Annotated in this window: 14 protein-coding genes and 2 pseudogenes; 6 read left to right on the top strand and 10 right to left on the bottom strand. The window is 67.3% G+C overall.

Annotated features, from left to right (window positions below):
• The first annotated feature begins 79 nt into the window (after positions 1 to 79).
• Positions 80 to 703 (top strand): TetR/AcrR family transcriptional regulator C-terminal domain-containing protein, encoded by a 624-nt coding sequence (locus ACHMW8_RS02825; protein ID WP_395444684.1) that lies wholly within the window; start codon positions 80 to 82, stop codon positions 701 to 703.
• Here ACHMW8_RS02825 and ACHMW8_RS02820 read toward each other — a convergent pair.
• Positions 687 to 2,015 carry a sorbosone dehydrogenase family protein gene (locus ACHMW8_RS02820; RefSeq protein WP_125155473.1) on the bottom strand — a complete coding sequence of 443 codons (1,329 nt, stop codon included), beginning with the start codon at positions 2,013 to 2,015 and terminating at the stop codon, positions 687 to 689. The genes ACHMW8_RS02825 and ACHMW8_RS02820 overlap by 17 nt on opposite strands.
• Before the next feature lie 75 nt (positions 2,016 to 2,090).
• On the opposite strand from ACHMW8_RS02820, the gene ACHMW8_RS02815 reads away from it, so the two are divergent.
• Positions 2,091 to 2,762: an arylesterase gene (locus ACHMW8_RS02815; protein ID WP_125155474.1), complete on the top strand. Its 672-nt coding sequence runs from the start codon at positions 2,091 to 2,093 to the stop codon at positions 2,760 to 2,762.
• Positions 2,763 to 2,796: 34 nt separating this feature from the next.
• On the opposite strand, the pseudogene ACHMW8_RS02810 reads toward ACHMW8_RS02815, so the two are convergent.
• The 9 genes and pseudogenes from ACHMW8_RS02810 to ACHMW8_RS02770 all read right to left on the bottom strand — a co-directional run bounded on the left by ACHMW8_RS02810 (position 2,797) and on the right by ACHMW8_RS02770 (position 12,261).
• A pseudogene (locus tag ACHMW8_RS02810) lies at positions 2,797 to 5,877 on the bottom strand (efflux RND transporter permease subunit).
• Between the two features lie 13 nt (positions 5,878 to 5,890).
• A complete protein-coding gene (locus tag ACHMW8_RS02805) occupies positions 5,891 to 7,012 on the bottom strand; it encodes an efflux RND transporter periplasmic adaptor subunit (protein ID WP_395444683.1) in 1,122 nt (373 codons plus the stop codon).
• A gap of 118 nt (positions 7,013 to 7,130) precedes the next feature.
• Positions 7,131 to 8,303: an acetyl-CoA C-acetyltransferase gene (locus ACHMW8_RS02800; protein ID WP_395444682.1), complete on the bottom strand. Its 1,173-nt coding sequence runs from the start codon at positions 8,301 to 8,303 to the stop codon at positions 7,131 to 7,133.
• A gap of 80 nt (positions 8,304 to 8,383) precedes the next feature.
• Complete coding sequence (locus tag ACHMW8_RS02795; RefSeq protein WP_125155478.1) at positions 8,384 to 8,827, bottom strand: hypothetical protein; 444 nt, start codon at positions 8,825 to 8,827, stop codon at positions 8,384 to 8,386.
• An 87-nt stretch (positions 8,828 to 8,914) separates the two neighbouring features.
• Positions 8,915 to 9,265, bottom strand: a complete 351-nt coding sequence (locus tag ACHMW8_RS02790) for a hypothetical protein (protein WP_125155479.1) — start codon at positions 9,263 to 9,265, stop codon at positions 8,915 to 8,917.
• A gap of 199 nt (positions 9,266 to 9,464) precedes the next feature.
• Positions 9,465 to 9,809: a hypothetical protein gene (locus tag ACHMW8_RS02785; RefSeq protein WP_370450178.1), complete on the bottom strand. Its 345-nt coding sequence runs from the start codon at positions 9,807 to 9,809 to the stop codon at positions 9,465 to 9,467.
• Between the two features lie 51 nt (positions 9,810 to 9,860).
• A complete protein-coding gene (locus tag ACHMW8_RS02780) occupies positions 9,861 to 10,142 on the bottom strand; it encodes a helix-turn-helix transcriptional regulator (protein WP_395444681.1) in 282 nt (93 codons plus the stop codon).
• Positions 10,143 to 10,204: 62 nt separating this feature from the next.
• Complete coding sequence (gene mgrA, locus ACHMW8_RS02775) at positions 10,205 to 11,263, bottom strand: L-glyceraldehyde 3-phosphate reductase (RefSeq protein WP_395444680.1); 1,059 nt, start codon at positions 11,261 to 11,263, stop codon at positions 10,205 to 10,207.
• Positions 11,264 to 11,358: 95 nt separating this feature from the next.
• The gene (locus ACHMW8_RS02770) at positions 11,359 to 12,261 is read right to left on the bottom strand and encodes a LysR family transcriptional regulator (protein ID WP_395444679.1); all 903 of its coding nucleotides are present in this window, start codon (positions 12,259 to 12,261) and stop codon (positions 11,359 to 11,361) included.
• Positions 12,262 to 12,396: 135 nt separating this feature from the next.
• Here ACHMW8_RS02770 and wrbA point away from each other — a divergent pair, with 135 nt between their 5' ends.
• From wrbA to ACHMW8_RS02750, 4 genes and pseudogenes are all read left to right on the top strand, one after another.
• Complete coding sequence (gene wrbA / locus ACHMW8_RS02765; RefSeq protein ID WP_395444678.1) at positions 12,397 to 12,996, top strand: NAD(P)H:quinone oxidoreductase; 600 nt, start codon at positions 12,397 to 12,399, stop codon at positions 12,994 to 12,996.
• Positions 12,997 to 13,506: 510 nt separating this feature from the next.
• Positions 13,507 to 14,335: pseudogene (locus ACHMW8_RS02760) on the top strand (flagellin).
• 329 nt (positions 14,336 to 14,664) lie between these two features.
• Complete coding sequence (locus tag ACHMW8_RS02755; RefSeq protein ID WP_395444677.1) at positions 14,665 to 15,492, top strand: flagellin; 828 nt, start codon at positions 14,665 to 14,667, stop codon at positions 15,490 to 15,492.
• A gap of 183 nt (positions 15,493 to 15,675) precedes the next feature.
• Positions 15,676 to 18,144, top strand: a complete 2,469-nt coding sequence (locus ACHMW8_RS02750) for a glycoside hydrolase family 3 protein (protein ID WP_395445878.1) — start codon at positions 15,676 to 15,678, stop codon at positions 18,142 to 18,144.
• Position 18,145: the final 1 nt, after the last annotated feature.

The raw sequence follows: 18,145 nt of genomic DNA, 5'->3' as shown, positions 1-18,145 counted from the left end.
ATTTATCATCGATAAAGTTCCTTATCGACGATAAAGTCCGGATCGGCCGCGAGGTCAAGATGATTTAGATAGGAAGCCCATGAAGGTCGATCGCCGACGTATCCTGGAGACGGCGCTGGAGGTGCTGAACGAGGTCGGGGTCGACGCCCTGTCCACGCGCGCCATCGCCGAGCGCCTGGGCGTGCGCCAGCCGGCCCTCTACTGGCACTTCAAGAGCAAGCGCGACCTGCTGGGCGCTATGAACGGCGAGATCCTGGCGCGGGCGCACGAGGCGCGCGTGCCCCGGCCAGGCGAGACCTGGCAGGATTTCGTACGCCGCAACGGCAGGAGCTTCCGCGCGGCGCTATTGAGCTACCGCGACGGCGCGCGGGTCCACGCCGGCACCGAGGCCGATCCGGGCGACCTGACGAATGTCGAGGTCCAGGCCGCCTTTCTGGTCGCCGCCGGCTTCACGCCCGGCCAGGCCATGCAGCTGTTCATCGCCATCAGCCGGTATGTCGTCGGCTGCGTGCTGGAGGAGCAGGCCACACCCGTTGACGGCTCTATCGAGCAGGGCCAGCTGGACGAGGCCGCCAAGGCCTATCCGGTGCTGTCCGAGGCCATCGCCTATTACCGCGCGAGCGGCCACGCCGGGCTGTTCGAGCGCGGGCTTGAGCTGATGGTGAAGGGCGCGGAGGCGGAGCTGGCTACCGCGATGGGCTGACCCGCCACACCGCGTTGCCGACATCGTCGGCGACCAGCAGCGCACCGGAGGCGTCCACCGTCACGCCGACCGGCCGGCCCTGCGCCTTGCCATTGGCGTCCAGGAAGCCGGTCAGGAAGTCCTCGACCGGCCCCGCCGGCTTGCCGTCGACGAACGGCACAAAGATCACCTTGTAGCCGGCCTGGGGATTGCGGTTCCACGAGCCGTGCTGGCCCACGAACGTCCCGCCCCAATAGTGGGCCGGGAAGCTCTTGCCGGTGTAGAAGGTCAGGCCCAGCGAGGCCGTGTGGGCGCCTAGGGCGTAGTCGGGGACGGTGGCGCGTTCGACCAGATCGGGGCGGCGGTCCTTGTCCTTGACCCGCTTGTCGACGTGGCGGCCGAAGTAGCTGTAGGGCCAGCCGTAGAAGCCGCCCTCGCGGACCGAGGTCATGTAGTCTGGGACCAGGTCGTTGCCCAGCTCGTCGCGCTCGTTGACCGCGGTCCACAGCTCGCCATTGGCCGGGTTCCAGGACAGGCCGTTGGGATTGCGCAGGCCCGAGGCGAAGACGCGCTTTTCGCCTGTGGCTGGATCGACCTGCAGGATGGCGGCGCGGTCGGTCTCGTTCTCGATGCCGTTCTCGCCGACATTGCTGTTCGAACCGACCGTCGCGTACAGCAGCTTGCCGTCCGGGCTGGCGATGATGTTCTTGGTCCAGTGGTGGTTGATCGGCCCGCCCGGCAGGTCGGCGACCTTGCGCGGCGCGGCGGTGATCCGGGTGACCCCGGCGGCGTAGGGAAAGGCGACGATGGCGTCGGCATTGGCCACGTAAAGGGTGTCGCCGACCAGGGCCATGCCGAACGGCGAATAGAGATTGGTCAGGAACGGGACCTTCATCTCGGCCACGCCGTCGTGGTCGGCGTCGCGCAGCAGGGTGATGCGGTTGGCGCTGGGCACGCCAGCCCCGGCTTTCTTCATCAGCATCTTCTCGAAGAAGCCCTTCAGGCCGTGCGGCGGCTCCTTCTTGGGCGGAGCGTTGCTCTCGGCCACCAGCACGTCGCCATTGGGCAGGACGAGCAGCCAGCGCGGATGGTCCAGGCCTTGGGCGAACGGCTGGACGCGGAAGCCGGCCGGGGCGCGAGGCGTGACGCCCGCCGGCCAGCCGACGACGTCCGAGACCTTGACGGTCGGGATCAGGCTCTTGCTGGGCTTGGGCAGTTGGGGGTTAGGGCCATAGCCGATCGCGCTGTTCTGCTGGCCATTGCTCTGACCGCAGGCGGCGAGGGCGCTCAAGGCCGCGCCGACGATCAAGATTTCGCGAAACCGACGCCGCATTGAACGTTTTCCTCTTCAGCCTGCGTTCAACGCGCAGGGTCTTTGATCTGTTCTGGCTATTGATACGGTTCGACGATGGTGAAGTTCCAGTCTCCCGCTTTTGACCGCCGGCTGTTGCTGGCCGGGCTCGCGGCGCTCGTGACGCCGGGCGCCGCCGTGGCGGCTACGCGGAGCAAGCCGCCGCCGGCGCCCGCGCCGCCCCTGCCGGTGGTGACGGTGCTCGGCGACTCGATCACGGCGGGCCTTGGTCTGGCGCAGGACCTCTCCATGCCCGCGCGGCTGCAGGCGGCGCTGGAGCGGATGGGCGCGCCGTCGCGGGTGCGGAACCTGGGCGTGCTGGGCGACACCAGCGCCAACGGCCTGGCCCGTGTCGATCGCGTGCCCGCCGAAAGCGTGGTCTGCGTGGTGGCGCTGGGCGGCAACGACCTGCTGCAGGGCGTCGCCCCGACCATGACCAAGGCCAACCTGCGGGCCATCGTCCAGCACCTGAAGTCGAGGAACATCCGCGTGGTGCTGGCCGGTGTCCGCGCGCCCGGCTTGCTGGGCGTGGACTACGCCCGTCGCTTCACCCAGCTCTATCCGGACCTGGCCCGCGAGCAGGGCGTGTTCTACGCGCCGGACTTCCTGACGGGAGTGATCGGCGTGTCGCGCTACATGCAGCGCGACGGGATCCATCCGAACGCGGACGGGGCGAGGATCATCGCCGACCGCCTGGCGCCGGTGGTGGCGCAGGCGCTGAGGGCTTAGGGCTGTTGCTCCCCCGCGACGCGGGGGAGCATGGCTACTCCGCGATCGGCTTCTTCGCCGCCACGTGGTGGTGGCCGCCGAAGACGCGGCGCATCAGGCGGCTCGAGCGGACGGTTAGGCCGTCCATCAGGATGAACACCACCGGGATGTAGAGCAGCGAGAGCAGGGTCGAGGTGATCAGGCCGCCGATGACCGCGATGGCCATCGGGGCGCGGAACTCGACCTCGGCGCCCCAGGCCGATGGCGGTGGGCAGCATGCCCGCGCCCATGGCCACGGTGGTCATCAGGATCGGACGGGCCCGCTTGTGCGCGGCGTCGATGATCGCCGTGCGCTTGTCCATGCCGTGTTCCTTCATGGCCATGATCGCGTACTCGACCAGCAGGATCGAGTTCTTGGCCGCGATGCCCATCAGCATCAGGATCCCGATCAGGGTCGAGATCGAGAAGCTGGAGTGGGCCAGCACCAGCAGGCCGAAGGCCCCGCCGATGGCCAGGGGCAGGGCCACCATGATGGTGATCGGGTGGGCGAAGCTGCGGAACAGCAGCACCAGCACGACGTACATCAGCAGGATGCCGGTGATCAGCGCGCCCAGGAAGCCGGTGACCATTTCCTGGATGAACTCGGCGTCGCCGGCGGCCACTTCCTTGACGCCGTTCGGCAGGTTCTTGACCGACGGCAAGGCGTGGACGCGCTTGGCGGCCTCGCCGATGACGATGCCGTCCAGCTCGGCGGTGATGGTGGCCACGCGGGCGCGGTCGCGACGGTCGACCTGCGAGGGGCCGGCGCCGAAGCGCACGTCGGCCACCGCGTTCAGCGGCACGGGACCATTGGCCGAGGGGACCTGCAAAGTCTGCAGGACGGCGATGTCCTCGCGCGCGGTCTCGCTGAGGCGCAGGCGGATCGGCACCTGGCGGTCGCCCAGATTGTACTTGGGCAGGTTCTGCTCGACGTCGCCGATGGTGGCGACGCGCACGGCCTGGGAGATCGCTCCGGCCGAGACGCCGGCGCGGGCCGCCTGATCGGGCTTGGGCGTGACGACGATCTCGGGACGGGCGATCGAGGCGGTGTTGACCACGTGGGCCAGGCCGGGGACGCCGCGCATCTCGGCCTCGACCTTGCGAGCCGCGGCCTCAAGGGCAGGACCGTTGTCGCTGACCAGGCTGAGCGTGTAGCTGCCGCCGTTCGACGGGCCGCCGCCGTTGTTGCTGCCCGAGCCGATCCGCGCGCCGGGGATGGCGGCGAACTGGTCGACCATCTGGCGGCTGAACACCTTCTGGCTGATGCGTTCCTTCTTGTCGGTCAGGTCGGCGGTCAAGTCGGCCTTGTTGACGGCGCTGTTGCTGCCGATCGCGGCGTAGACGCTGACCACTTCCTTGCGAGCCAGCAGTTCGCGGGTCACGCGCTGCACGATGGCGTCGGTCTCGTCCAGCGTGGCGCCGGGCGGCAGCTCGACCGAGAACTCGGCGCGCCCGCGATCGACCTGGGGCTGGAACTCGAACGGCAGGCGGGTGGCCAGGAAGATCGAGAAGGCGAACATCGGGATGCCCATCAAGAGCACCTTCCAACGATTGCGCAGACCCCAGTTCAGGCTCTTCAGGTACGGACCCATCCACGGCGGATCCTTGTCCTCGTGGTTGTGGTCGGCCTTCAGCATGTAGGCGCCCATCAGCGGCGTCAGCAGGCGGGCGACCACCAGCGAGAACAGCACCGAGATGCAGGCCGCCAGGGCGAAGGCCTTGAAGAACTGGCCGATGATGCCGGGCATGAAGCCCACCGGCGCGAACACCGCCACGATGGTGAAGGTGGTGGCCACGACGGCCAGGCCGATCTCGTCGGCCGCCTCCATGGCCGCCGCGTAGGGGCTCTTGCCGCCGCGCATGTGGCGGACGATGTTTTCGATCTCGACGATGGCGTCGTCGACCAGGATGCCGACGGTCAGCGACAGGGCCAGCAGGGTGATGCCGTTCAGCGACTGGTTCAGCGGCGCCAGGACGGCGAAGGTCGGGAACAGCGACATCGGGATGGCCACCGCCGCCAGCAGCGTGGCGCGCCAGTCGCGCAGGAACAGCAGCACGACCAGCACCGCCAGGATGGCGCCGACGATCAGGGCTTCCATCGAGGCGACATAGCTCTCCTCGATGTACTTCACGTTCGAGGTGATCTCCTCGATCTGGATCTCGGGATGATCCTGGTCGAGCTTCTCGACGGCCTTGCGGATTTTCTCGGCGGTCTGCACCTCCGACGCGCCGCGGCCGCGAACCATGTTGAAGGTCACGACTTCCTGGCCGTCATAGCGGGCGCGCGAGCGGGGTTCGGCCCAGTGGTCGGTGACCTGGCCGAGGTCGGCCAGGCGCACGGTGCCGCCGCTCGCGACCGGCACGCGGGTCTCGCGCAGCTGCTCGACCGAGCCGGCCGCGCCCAGGGTGCGGATGGCGCGCTCGGCGCCGGAAATGGTCACGCGGCCGCCGGGCAGGTCGGCGTTCGAGGACACCAGGGCCTGGCTGACGGCGGCGGCGGTGACGCCGCGCGCGGCCAGGCGGTCGGGATCAAGGGCGATCTCGATCTCGCGGCTGACGCCGCCCTGGCGGTTGACCTCGCGCACCCCCTTGATGGCCAGCAGGGCGCGGCTGACGTCGTTGTCGACGAACCAGCTGCGTTGCTCGGGCGTCAGGGTCGGGGCCTTGACGACATAGGTGATCAGGCCGCCGCCGGAGACGTCGACCCGGGTGACAGTCGGCTCCTGCATGTCCTGGGGCAGCGAGCCGCGCAGGTTGGACATGGCGTTTCGCACGTCGTTGGTGACACGCTCGTGGTCCACGCCCAGCTCGAACTCGATGAAGGTGGTCGAGGCGCCGTCGACGACGGTGGAGTTGATGTGACGCACCTGGCCCAGGCCCGCGATCGAGTCCTCGATCAGGCGGGTGACCTGGGTTTCCAGTTCCTGCGGCGCGGCGCCGGGCGCACGGCCGTGACGACGACGAACGGCAGGTCGACGTCCGGGTTGTTGTTGATCCGCATGCTCTTGAAGCCGGCGATGCCGGCGAAGCAGAGCAGGGCGAACAGCATGATGACGGGGATCGGGTTCTTGATCGCCCAGGACGAGATGTTGCGCATCGGTCTGTCGTCCTCAGCGCGCGGTCTTGGGGGCGGCGCCGACGCGGACGAGATCGCCCTCGCCCAGGAAGCCGGCGCCATCGACCACGACCTGCTCGCCGGCGTTCAGACCGGTGGCGGCGACGCGGTCGCCGGTGTTGGCCACGATGGCGATGCGGCGGAAGTGGACCTTCTTGGCCGCGTCGACCACGAACACGCCGGGGCGGTTCTCGCGGTACAGCACCGAGGCCGACGGCACGATCAGGGCCGGCTGGTCGCCGGCGTCGATGGTGGCGCGGGCGAACATGCCCGGACGGAAGCCGCCCATCGACGACAGGGCGATGCGCGCCGTGCCGATGCGGGTGGCGGCGTTGACTTCCGAGGTGACGATGCGGACGCGGCCGCTCATCTCGCCGACCTTCTCGGAGTAGATCCTGGCCGACATGCCGGCCTTGACCGAGCCGAGGTCGGTCTCGGGGATGTCGGCGTCCAGCTCCAGTCGGCTGTCGCGGACGATGCGGAAGAGTTCCGAGCCGGCGGTGACGATCTGGCCCTTGGTGACGCTGCGGCGGCTGATCAGGCCGCCGACCGGCGCGCGGATCGAGGTCTGGGCCACGCGGGCGGCGGTCTCGCCCCGCGCGGCTTCTGCGGCGGCCAGGTTCGCGGCCGAGGTGCCTTGGCGGGCGATGGCGGTGTCGAGACCCGCCTGGCTGAGATAGCCCTTGGCCTGTAGTTCCTTGGCGCGGTTCAGGGCGGCGCTGGCCTCGGCCAGGGTGGCCCTGGCGCTGGCGACGGCGGCGTCCTGCTGGCGCAGCTGGGCGCTGATCAGCGCGCTGTTGAGCTGCACGAGAACCTGGCCGGCCTTGACGGTCTGGCCTTCCTCGGCGTTGACGGCGACGGCGGTCAGGCCGCCGGTCTCGGCGCCGACCGGCACCTCTTCCCACGGCGAGATCGTGCCCGTGGCGTTGATCTGGCGCGCGATCGGTTGGCTGACCACGGTGGCGACGCTGACGGTGGCCGAAGCGCTCGGCGCGGCCCGCGTCTTCTTCTCCGGCTTCTTCCCGCATCCGGCCAGAGCGATCGCGCTCACGCCCAGGACCAAGACCAGCGCGCTCAGCGTCGGGCGGCGCCCATTGATCCCGTTAAGCACGAACATTTCCCCAGCAACAATTGAGCCCGACGGCCTTCTAGCCGACAAACCTCTGGTCGCTGAGTTAATTTGCCGTAAGACGATAAGAAGAGCGGTTCCTCCCTCTTGAAGAGGGAGGGTTCAACTACAGTCGCTCGATGATCGTCACGTTGGCCAGTCCGCCGCCCTCGCACATGGTCTGCAGCCCGTAGCGGGCGCCGCGGTCCCGAAGGGCGTGGACCAGAGTGGTCATCAGCTTGGCGCCGGAACCGCCCAGCGGATGTCCCAGGGCGATAGCGCCGCCGTGGACGTTAAGCCTGTCCGGATCGCCGCCGACGACCTTCAGCCAGGCGGTCGGCACCGAGGCGAAGGCCTCGTTGACCTCGTAGAGGTCGATGTCGCCGATCTTCAACCCGGCGCGGTCCAGGGCCTTCTGGGTGGCCGGGATCGGAGCCTCCAGCATGATCACCGGATCGTGGCCGATCACGGTCATGCTGTGGATCCGCGCCAGCGGCGTGGCGCCCAGAGCTTTCAAGCCCCGCTCGTTGACGATCATCACTCCGGCCGCCCCGTCGCAGATCTGGCTGGAGGTGGCGGCGGTCAGGCGGCCGTCCTCGGTCAGCAGCTTCACCGACCCGATCGATTCAAGGGAGGCGTCCCATCGAATGCCTTCGTCGGCCGCGTGGGTCTCGGTCGCGCCGTCCGGCAGCGTGACCTCGATCGGCACGATCTCGGCGGCGAACTTGCCGCCCTTGGTGGCGGCCATGGCCCGCTGGTGGCTTTCGAGCGCGTAGGCGTCCAGTTCGTCCCGCGACAGGTCGTACTTCCTGGCGAGCATCTCGGCGCCGGCGAACTGGCTGAACTGGATGCCTGGATACCGGTCCTGGATGCGCGGGCTCATATAGGTCCCGAAGCCGTTCTTGTAGGGCAGGGCCGAGGACAGCCCCATCGGCACCCGGCTCATGCTCTCGACACCGGCGGCGATGACCACGTCCATGGCGCCCGACATGACGGTGGCGGCGGCGAAGTGGATGGCTTGTTGCGAGGAGCCGCACTGGCGGTCGACCGAGGTGGCCGGCACGCTCTCGGGCAGGCTGGAGGCCAGGACTGCGTTGCGAGCGATGTTGATGGCCTGCTCGCCGACCTGGCCGACGCAGCCCAGGATCACGTCCTCGATCAGGGCCGGATCGGCGCCGCTGCGCGCGACCAGGGCGTCCAGCACCGTTCCGGCCAGATCGGCCGGATGCCAGCCCGAGACCTTGCCGCCCTTGCGCCCGCCGGCCGTCCGCGCGGCCGCCACGATATAGGCTTCGCCCATGGTTTCCTCCTGTCGTTGCGAGGAGTGAAACAGGCGTTCGAAGCGCTGTCAGCGTTGACGCGGCGTCATGGGGCGACGCTTCAGGGAGCGAGCGCTTCAGGGGACGACGCCGGGCGTCGGCGCGGCAGCGCGCCGCAGAACAGCGCCGCCATGGTCAGGTAGCTGAAGACGCCGCCGCCCGCGATATAGCCGGCGCGATTGGAGAGCTTGTGATCGGCCAGGTTGGCGAGAACCAGGATCAGCGTCAGGCCGTGAAAGCCGCAGGCCCACATAGGCCACCAGCGATCCGATCGCAGGGCGATGAACAGCAGCACCGCCATCAGGGTCGCGTCGACCACGAATACCGCGGTCTGCGGGCCGAACCGCTGTAGGTTATTGTAGAACAGGCCGGTGGCGAACCAGGCCAGGATCATGGCCACACCGCCCAGACGCTCGGGCCAGCCGCCGCGCCACAGGGCCACGCCGGCCGCGATCAGCAGCGCGGCGAGACTGGCCCATTGGTAGAGATAGCTGAGCGGTGACATCGCGTCAGGGTGGCGCCATTCTCCAGGATTGCAACGACCCTCGCCGTTCGGGACGGCGAGGGTCGCGCTGTCGTTGATCTAAGCGGATCAGGCGGCGACGGTCAGGCGGCCGCCGGGCGTGGCCTCGACCATGCCGGCCGGCTTGACGACAGGTTCGCCGAACGACACGGCCGAAAGGCCGATGTCGTGCTGGGCGACCGACAGGTGCTTATGGGTGACCACGATGCTCTCGCGGGCCGCGCCCAGGGCCTGCATGGTGTTGATGGCCGACATCAGGGCGTCTTGACCGATCAGGGCGGAGAGGTTGGCGTCCTGGCGGGTGGTCGGCATCAGCCCGGCCAGGGCGGCGGTGCGGGTGATCGCGGCGTCGATGGCCTTTTCGGCGGCGAACAGAGCTTCGGCCACGGTCTCGGCGGCCAGACGGCGTTGCTTGAGCATGAGAAGTCTCCTCGCGCCAAGGGATGCCCGGCGCGTTGCTGATGTGACGATAGGAGTGAAAGGGACGCCCCGGCTCCCCGGAGGCGGAGATCTTACGGAAACAGGCCTTGCAGCGCGTGGAGCCCCGCCAGGATCGAGCCGAACGCGAACGCGGTCACGATCATCACGGCGGCGATGAAGGCCAATCGCAGGGGCAGGCTCAGATGATTGGGCCGTCCTCCTCCGAGTCCGAAGAGGACAAGTCCGACAGGAACGTCTCGTCCATCACCGCGCTGGCGATACACAGGATCTCCCGCATCACCAGCTCGCTGGGCTTGAACGAAGCCTGCTTGCGGGTGGCTTCCACCAGGTCGTGCACCATCGAAGCGCCGGCCGGAGTCACCGACAGGCTCTGCAACTGGCGCTCGAGCTGGCTCCACGTGATCGGTGGCAGGGCCTCGGCCGAATTCAGCAGGGGCCACGCGTGCTCGAAGCTCTTCACTTCCTGGCGCAGATGCGTGGCTCGGCCGATCGCGTCCTTCTGATGGGGGGTCAACTCGTTCACTGGGAACTCCTTCCTCGATGAGGTCAGCAGACCGCGAGGAAGGATGTTCGCCTAGCCGGGACGCGTCGGACCCTGACGCGATCGGAGGGGGGTCGCCCCCTGATACGCTCGATCGAAGACGCGGCGCGCGGCGTCGTAGCGGTCGGCCGCGCCCAGGCGCTTGCGGGCCTTGTCCAGGTGCCAGTCGACCGTGTGCTTGGAGAGGCCCAGTTCGCGGGCGATCTCCTTGGAGCTCATGTGGCGATCGACGAGTCGAAGGCATTCGCGCTCACGCTCGGTGAGGCGTTCCAGGCCGTCGGCCCGGTCAGGCAGGGTGTGAGCGCCCTTATCCATCACCGAGAACCATATGCAAACGCGACAGGTCGGCCAAGCGCCGGAACATTAAACCTTGGCTGTCAGCGACGCGGCAGATCGCCGTCTGCCAGGGTCGACGACACTTTCCACAGGTCGACGCCGCCTTCGGAGGCATGGCGGTCGATCTGCGCCAGCTCCTCGGCCGAGAAGGTGACGGCCTTCAGCGCCGCCAGGGAATCCTCCAGCTGGGCGACGGTGCGGGCGCCGATCAGGGCTGAGGTGACGCGCGGATCGCGCAGGGTCCAGGCGATCGCCATCTGGGCCAGGGTCTGGCCACGACCTTGGGCGATCGCGTTCAGGGCCTTGATGCGATCCAGATTGTCCTGGGTCAGCAGATGCCCGCCGAACGAGCCGTCCCTGGCCGCCCGCGAGTCCGTCGGCACGCCGTTCAGGTACTTGCTGGTCAGCAGCCCTTGCGCCAGCGGCGAGAAGGCGATGCAGCCGACGCCGAGGTCGTCCAGGGTGTCCAGCAGCGCGTCCTCGATCCAGCGATTGACCATCGAATAGGACGGCTGGTGGATCAGCAGCGGCACGCCCTCGCTCTTCAGGATCGCGTGGGCCTTGCGGGTGAGCTCGGGCGAGTAGGACGAGATCCCGACGTACAGCGCCTTGCCCTGCCGGTGCAGGTGGGCCAGCGCGCCCATGGTCTCCTCCAGCGGCGTCGTGGGATCAACGCGGTGCGAGTAGAAGATGTCGACATAGTCGACGCCCATGCGCTTGAGGCTCTGGTCGCAGCTGGCGATCAGGTACTTCCGCGATCCGCCGATCCCGCCATAGGGGCCGGGCCACATGTCCCAGCCGGCCTTGGTCGAGATGACCAGTTCGTCGCGGTAGGCCTTGAAGTCGCTCCCCAGCACCTTGCCGAAGTTCTCCTCCGCCGAGCCGTAGGGCGGGCCGTAATTGTTGGCGAGGTCGAAGTGGGTGACTCCCAGATCGAAGGCCCGGCGCAGAATGGCGCGGCCGGTCTCGAACACGTCGGCCCCGCCGAAGTTCTGCCAGAGGCCCAGCGAGATCGCCGGCAGGTCCAGGCCGCTGCGGCCGGTGCGGCGATAGGGCATGGCCGCGTAGCGGTCGGCGGCGGCGACATAGGGAGTCTGCATCGGGTGTTCCTCTGGGCGCGCGAGACTACAGCCGCCCCGCGCCGCTTCGGCAAGGGTGTTCAGGCCATCGGTCTGGCCAAAGCGCGGCGGGCGGCTCAATTGGCCTGGCCGCGGAACCGTTCGATGAGAAAGGCCGTGGCCGGACCGGGCGGGGTGTCGCTGCGATAGATGGCGTGCAACGCGTAGACCGCGTCGCTCAGGTCAGGCATGTCGAGGCGTGTGAGGCGGCCGGCGGCGATATCCTCGCGAACCATCGGCTCGGGCATGTTGCCCCAGCCGAAGCCCTCCTTCAGCAGCAGGTGCTTGGCGCCCAGGTCGGCCAGTCGCCAGGTGTGGACGCTGCCGACGGCGAAGTCGCGGCCCTCGGTCAGCCTGGAACGGTCGGTCAGGACGAGCTGGGTGTGACCGCGCGCCGCGCCGGGCGGGTTGCGGCTCCGGGCCAGCGGGTGATCCGGGGCGGCGACCGGGATCAGCAGGGTCGAACCCACGGCGATGGTCTCCAGCGCGTCGCCGCCGTTGACGACGTCCAGCGGTCCGGCGACGCCTACCGTGGCTTGACGATCAAGCACCATCTGGGTCACCGCGCCCAGGCCCTCGACATAGAGGCGCAGGGTCACGGTCGGAAACGCCTCGCGAAAGGCCCGCAGGGCGTCGACCACGCGGGCGGTGGGCAGCATGACGTCCAGCACCAGGTTGACCTCGGCCTCCAGTCCCTGGATCAGGCCCTTGGCCTGGGCGCGCAGCGAGGCGACGTCACCCGCGATCACCCGGGCCTGGGCCAGCACCACCCGGCCGGCCTCGGTCAGCACCGGCGTCTTGGCCGCGTCGCGGTCGAACAGCGTCAGGCCCAGCTGCGCCTCAAGATTGGCGATCGCATAGCTGACCACGGAGTTGGCCCGGTTCATCCGCCGGGCCGCGCCCGCGAAGCTGCCGGCCTCGACCACGGCCAGGAAGACGGACAGCTGGTCCAGAGTGGGCGCGCCTGGCTCGGTGGTCATGAGCGTATCAATCGAAAATTTCGAACATAATGGACGATTTTATTCGACTGTTTCGCAAACTCAAGCGGCGCCAAAACACACGCCGACGACGGGGCATGACGCTTCCGTCAAACAAGACACCGAGGGTTCGCCGTCATGGCCAAGGTTCTGGTTCTCTATTATTCGTCCTACGGTCACCTGGAGACGATGGCCAAGGCCGTCGCCGAGGGCGCGCGCGAAGCCGGCGCGACCGTCGATATCAAGCGCGTGCCCGAAACCGTGCCGCTGGACATCGCCAAGGGCGCCCACTTCAAGCTGGATCAAGAGGCCCCGGTCGCCTCGGTCGAGGATCTGGCCGCCTACGACGCGATCATCGTCGGCGCGCCGACCCGTTTCGGCCGCATGGCCTCGCAGGTCGCGGCGTTCTTCGACCAGGCCGGCGGCCTGTGGGCCCGCGGCGCCCTGCACGGCAAGGTGGCCGGCGCCTTCACCTCGACCGCCACCCAGCACGGCGGCCAGGAAACGACGCTGTTCTCGATCATCACCAACCTGCTGCACTTCGGCACGACGATCGTGGGCATGGACTATGGCCACGCCGGCCAGATGACCCTGGATGAAATCACCGGCGGCAGCCCCTACGGCGCCACCACCATCGCCGGCGGCGACGGCTCGCGTCAGCCCAGCGAGAACGAGCTGACCGGCGCTCGCTATCAAGGTCGCCGCATCGCCGAAACGGCGATCAAGCTGCACGGCTGATCCTAAGCCCCGGCCTTTAGCCGGTCACATCGTCAGGGACCGGCCGCGAGGGGCCGGCCGGCTCCTTTCCCCTCCCGGGGAGCCGGTCGGCCCCTTCTTTCGTTGAACCTGAAAACAGGGAGTCTCGTCATGCGTCGCCGCAACGGTCTTTTCGCCGATCTCTGGAGAGGTTTCGTCTTCATCGTGACCATCCGGGCGATCGCCAAGCACTATCGCTCGCGCCGTTTCTACCTTGTCGGCCGCTGAGGGTTGTCGGCCTGGGGGCTGGGGTGGTTAAGTTCTGGCTGAGATAATTTAAGGTGTATCATTTTGATACATTATATTGATTGGAATTGATCGAGTTCATCTCTCAACGCGTGTTAATGGTAAATAACATAGTTTGATTTGTTAATCATAGAATATTGAAAATTAAACGAAGCTGTAAGCTCGTTGTGCGAGGGTCGTGTTGGGCAAAATGCCTACCGGTCGTCAAAATGACGCCGGAATACCTCGAATAGGAGTTGTTTCGTCATGGCGCTGAACAGCATCAACACGAACTCGGGCGCGCTGATCGCCCTGCAGAACCTGAACTCGACGAACGCCGAACTGGGCTCCGTCCAGCAACGCATCAACACCGGCAAGAAGGTTGGTTCCGCCAAGGACAACGGCGCGATCTGGGCCATGGCCAAGACCCAGTCGTCGACCTCGTCGTCGCTGAACTCGGTGAAGGAACTCGCTGCAACGCGGCCAGTCGACCATCGACGTGGCCCTGGCCGCCGGCGACACCATCACCGACCTGCTCGGCAAGATGAAGGAAAAGGCCCTGGCCGCTTCCGACACCTCGCTGAACACCGCCTCGTTCAACGCCCTGAAGTCGGACTTCGACTCGCTGCGTGAACAGGTCCAGAAGGCCGCCGACAACGCCAAGTTCAACGGCGTCAGCCTGGCCGACGGCAAGGCCTCCAAGATGACCTTCCTGGCCAACTCGGACGGTTCGGGCTTCACCGTGAAGGCCCAGACCCTGGGTCTGGCTGGTCTCGGCCTGAGCTCGACGGCGACCTCGACCTTCGCCTCGGCCAGCTCGGCCAAGACGATGATCGCCACGATCGACAAGGCCATCGGCACCGCCACCAACAAGCTGGCCTCGCTGGGCACGGCCTCGACCGGCCTCGACACCCACCTGACCTTCGTCGGCAAGCTGCAGGACAGCCTGGACGCCGGCGTCGGCAACCTGGTGGACGCCGACCTGGCCAAGGAAAGCGCCAAGCTGCAATCGCTGCAGACCAAGCAGCAGCTGGGCATCCAGGCCCTGTCGATCGCGAACTCCTCGACCTCGTCGATCCTCAGCCTGTTCCGCTAAGCCGGACTTCGTCGACTTAAAGGTCGTCGAAAGGGCGAGTCTCCGGACTCGCCCTTTTTCTTTGAATGCCGATTTCCAGAGTCTAGTTCGGGTTCGGTGGGTGAGGTTAAAGTCTATAAACTGTGTGCCAATTTGGGACACTTTCCGAAATCCAGTAATGAGTCCTAACGCGCGAGTTGCGTTTCTTAAGAAAGTGGGTCCTTGATTCAATCGTTGGATCTGATTCATCAATAATATTGAAAGAGCGTACGGCGTAGTGTGGCCGCGGGCAAAATGCCCGCCGGTTGTCAAAATGACGCCGGAACACCTCGAATAGGAGTTGTTTCGTCATGGCGCTGAACAGCATCAACACGAACTCGGGCGCGCTGATCGCCCTGCAGAACCTGAACTCGACGAACGCCGAACTGGGCGTCGTCCAGCAACGCATCAACACCGGCAAGAAGGTCGGTAACGCCAAGGACAACGGCGCGATCTGGGCCATGTCCAAGACTCAGATGGCCTCGTCGTCGTCCCTGAACTCGGTGAAGGACTCGCTGCAACGCGGCCAGTCGACCATCGACGTGGCCCTGGCCGCCGGCGACACCATCACCGACCTGCTTGGCAAGATGAAGGAAAAGGCCCTGGCCGCTTCCGACACCTCGCTGAACACCGCTTCGTTCAACGCGCTGAAGTCGGACTTCGACTCGCTGCGTGAACAGGTCCAGAAGGCCGCCGACAACGCCAAGTTCAACGGCGTCAGCCTGGCCGACGGCAAGGCCACGCAGATGACCTTCCTGGCCAACACCGATGGCTCGGGCTTCACCGTGAAGGCTCAGACCCTGGGTCTGGCCGGTCTCGGCCTGAGCTCGACGGCGACCTCGACCTTCGCCTCGGCCAGCTCGGCCAAGACGATGATCGCCACGATCGACAAGGCCATCGGCACCGCCACCAACAAGCTGGCCTCGCTGGGTACGTCCTCGACCGGTCTCGACACCCACCTGACCTTCGTCGGCAAGCTGCAGGACAGCCTGGACGCCGGCGTCGGCAACCTGGTGGACGCCGACCTGGCCAAGGAAAGCGCCAAGCTGCAGTCGCTGCAGACCAAGCAGCAGCTGGGCATCCAGGCACTGTCGATCGCCAACTCCTCGACCTCGTCGATCCTCAGCCTGTTCCGCTAAGCCAAGGAAACGTCCGACCGCCGACGCGGTCGCTAACTTGGGGCGAGTCTTCGGACTCGCCCTTTTCTTTGGGCCCCATTTTCTCCCCAAGACCCACGAGGTGGCCTGACCACTTGCCTCCGCGACCCTCGCCATGACAACGTTGTCCAAGAGCGCGGCGACGTGGCCGTCGAACGAGAAGAGTTGGGGAGCATGAACACCAGGACCCTCTGCGTCGCCCTGTTGGCGTCGACCTTTCTGTCCGCCGCCGCCGTTTCCGCCGAGACGCCGCAGGCGACCGCCCACGCCGCCAAGTGGCCCGCGGCCAAGAGCCAGGGTCTGGTCGATCCGGCCACCGAGGCCTTTGTCGACGGCCTGATGGCCAAGCTGAGCCTGGAGGAGAAGGTCGGTCAGCTGATCCAGGCCGACATTGGCCAGATCAAGCCCGAGGATCTGAAGACCTATCCCCTGGGCTCGATCCTGGGGGGCGGCAGCTCACCGCCGATCGGCGCTCCCGACCGTTCGCCGCAGAAGCCATGGGTCGACACCGCCAGGGCCTTTCGCGAGGGCGCGGCCCAGCGTCAGGGCGGGACGCACATCCCGCTGATCTTCGGCATCGACGCCGTGCACGGCAATAACAACGTCGTCGGCGCGACCCTCTTCCCGCACAATATCGGCCTGGGCGCGGCGCGCGATCCCGAGCTGATCCGGCGGATCGGCAAGGCGACCGCGTCCGAGACCTCGGCCGCCGGCTTCGACTGGGCGTTCGGCCCGACCCTGGCTGTCCCGCGTGACGACCGCTGGGGGCGGACCTACGAGGGCTATTCGGAAGACCCGACCATCGTCCGCGACTATGCCGCCCAGATGATCTTGGGCATCCAGGGCGCCGTCTCGCAAGGCGGGGTGATCCAGCAGGGCCATGTCGCCGCTAGCGCCAAGCACTTCCTGGGCGACGGCGGCACGGAGAACGGTCACGATCAGGGGGATGCTAAGGTCTCGGAAGACGACCTGATCCGCCTGCACGCCCAGGGCTATGTCCCCGCGATCAACGCCGGCGCCCTGACGGTGATGGCCTCGTTCTCCAGCTGGAACGGGACCAAGATGCACGGGAACAAGAGCCTGCTGACCGACGTGCTGAAGGGGCGGATGGGCTTTGACGGCTTCGTGGTCGGCGACTGGAACGGTCACGGCCAGGTTCCGGGCTGCAAGCCCACCGACTGCCCGGCCTCGATCAATGCGGGCCTCGACATGTTCATGGCCCCGGACAGCTGGAAGGCGCTCTACGCCAACACCCTGGCCGAAGTGAAGTCGGGTGTCATCCCGATGGCCCGCCTGGACGACGCCGTCCGTCGCATCCTGCGGGTGAAGGCCAAGCTGGGCCTCTTCCAGGCCGCCCGTCCGTTCGGGGGCCGCGAGGGCGTGATCGGCTCGGCCGAGCACCGCGCCATCGCCCGCGAGGCGGCGCGCAAGTCGCTGGTGCTGCTGAAGAACGACGGCGTCCTGCCGGTGAAGAGCTCGGCCAATGTGCTGGTCGCCGGCTCGGGCGCCGACGACATCGGCAAGCAGTCGGGCGGCTGGACCCTGTCGTGGCAGGGCACGGGCAACACCAATGCCGACTTCCCCAACGCGGAGTCGATCTGGTCGGGCCTGAAGACCGCGGTCGAGGCCGGCGGCGGCCACGCGACCCTGGCTGTCGATGGCGCCTTCGATAAGAAGCCCGATGTCGCGATCGTCGTCTTTGGGGAAAATCCGTATGCGGAAGGTGTCGGCGACCTGAAGACCACTCTGGAGCACCAGCCGGGGGCCAAGACCGACCTGGCCCTGCTCAAGCGCCTGAAGGCCAGGGGCGTGCCGGTGGTGGCGGTGTTCCTCAGCGGCCGCCCGCTATGGGTAAATCCCGAGATCAACGCCTCGGACGCCTTCGTCGCCGCCTGGCTGCCCGGTTCGGAAGGCGGCGGGATCGCCGACGTGCTGATCGGCGACAAGGCCGGCAAGCCGCGCGCCGACTTCCACGGCAAGCTGTCGTTCAGCTGGCCCAGGACGGCCGCCCAGTTCAACCTGAACAAGGGCGACAAGGGCTATGATCCGCTGTTCGCCTACGGTTACGGCCTGACCTACGCCAAGCCCGGCAAGGTCGGAAAGCTGGCGGAGGTCTCGGGCGTCAAGGCTGTCGCCGACAACGTCGCGACCTACTTCGTCGGCGGCAAGACCCCCGCGCCGTTCGAGTTCAAGGCCTCGCCCTCGTCGTCGGTGCAGATCGTTCCGGTCGACGCCGGCAACATCCAGGAGGCTGGCCGCCAGGTCACCTTCGCCGGCGACAAGCTGGGCCGCGTCACCATCGTCGGTGAAAAGCCGCTGGACCTGTCGTTCCAGACCAATGCCGACATGGCGCTGAGCTTCGAGTACCGCATCGACGCGCCGGCGACCAAGCCGGTGATCCTGGCCATGGGCGCGGGCAAGCTTGACGTCACCCCGCCGGCGGGGTCGCCGACCGGTCAGTGGGCCAGCGTCAAGATCCCGCTGAAGTGCTTCCAGGCCGCCGGGGCCGACGTCGCCAAGGTCACGGCGCCGTTCGACCTGGGCACGGCCGGGACCTTCCAGGTCTCGATCGCCAATGTGAAGCTGACGGCCGACCCGGCTGGAGCGGTGTGTCCGACGAAGGCGGCGCAGTAAA

This window comes from Caulobacter sp. UC70_42 (genome assembly GCF_044056025.1).
Taxonomy (GTDB): domain Bacteria; phylum Pseudomonadota; class Alphaproteobacteria; order Caulobacterales; family Caulobacteraceae; genus Caulobacter.
The sequence above is the reverse complement of the archived record's forward strand: the minus strand, read 5'-3'. Positions and strand labels throughout refer to the sequence as shown.

Coding starts and splice junctions, on each gene's coding strand:
- ACHMW8_RS02825 (WP_395444684.1), top strand. CDS start 80: ATGAAGGTCGATCGCCGACGTATCCTGGAGACGGCGCTGGAGGTGCTG.
- ACHMW8_RS02780 (WP_395444681.1), bottom strand. CDS start 10,142: ATGGATAAGGGCGCTCACACCCTGCCTGACCGGGCCGACGGCCTGGAA.
- ACHMW8_RS02790 (WP_125155479.1), bottom strand. CDS start 9,265: ATGCTCAAGCAACGCCGTCTGGCCGCCGAGACCGTGGCCGAAGCTCTG.
- ACHMW8_RS02755 (WP_395444677.1), top strand. CDS start 14,665: ATGGCGCTGAACAGCATCAACACGAACTCGGGCGCGCTGATCGCCCTG.
- ACHMW8_RS02805 (WP_395444683.1), bottom strand. CDS start 7,012: ATGTTCGTGCTTAACGGGATCAATGGGCGCCGCCCGACGCTGAGCGCG.
- ACHMW8_RS02795 (WP_125155478.1), bottom strand. CDS start 8,827: ATGTCACCGCTCAGCTATCTCTACCAATGGGCCAGTCTCGCCGCGCTG.
- mgrA (WP_395444680.1), bottom strand. CDS start 11,263: ATGCAGACTCCCTATGTCGCCGCCGCCGACCGCTACGCGGCCATGCCC.
- wrbA (WP_395444678.1), top strand. CDS start 12,397: ATGGCCAAGGTTCTGGTTCTCTATTATTCGTCCTACGGTCACCTGGAG.
- ACHMW8_RS02770 (WP_395444679.1), bottom strand. CDS start 12,261: ATGACCACCGAGCCAGGCGCGCCCACTCTGGACCAGCTGTCCGTCTTC.
- ACHMW8_RS02800 (WP_395444682.1), bottom strand. CDS start 8,303: ATGGGCGAAGCCTATATCGTGGCGGCCGCGCGGACGGCCGGCGGGCGC.
- ACHMW8_RS02820 (WP_125155473.1), bottom strand. CDS start 2,015: ATGCGGCGTCGGTTTCGCGAAATCTTGATCGTCGGCGCGGCCTTGAGC.
- ACHMW8_RS02815 (WP_125155474.1), top strand. CDS start 2,091: ATGGTGAAGTTCCAGTCTCCCGCTTTTGACCGCCGGCTGTTGCTGGCC.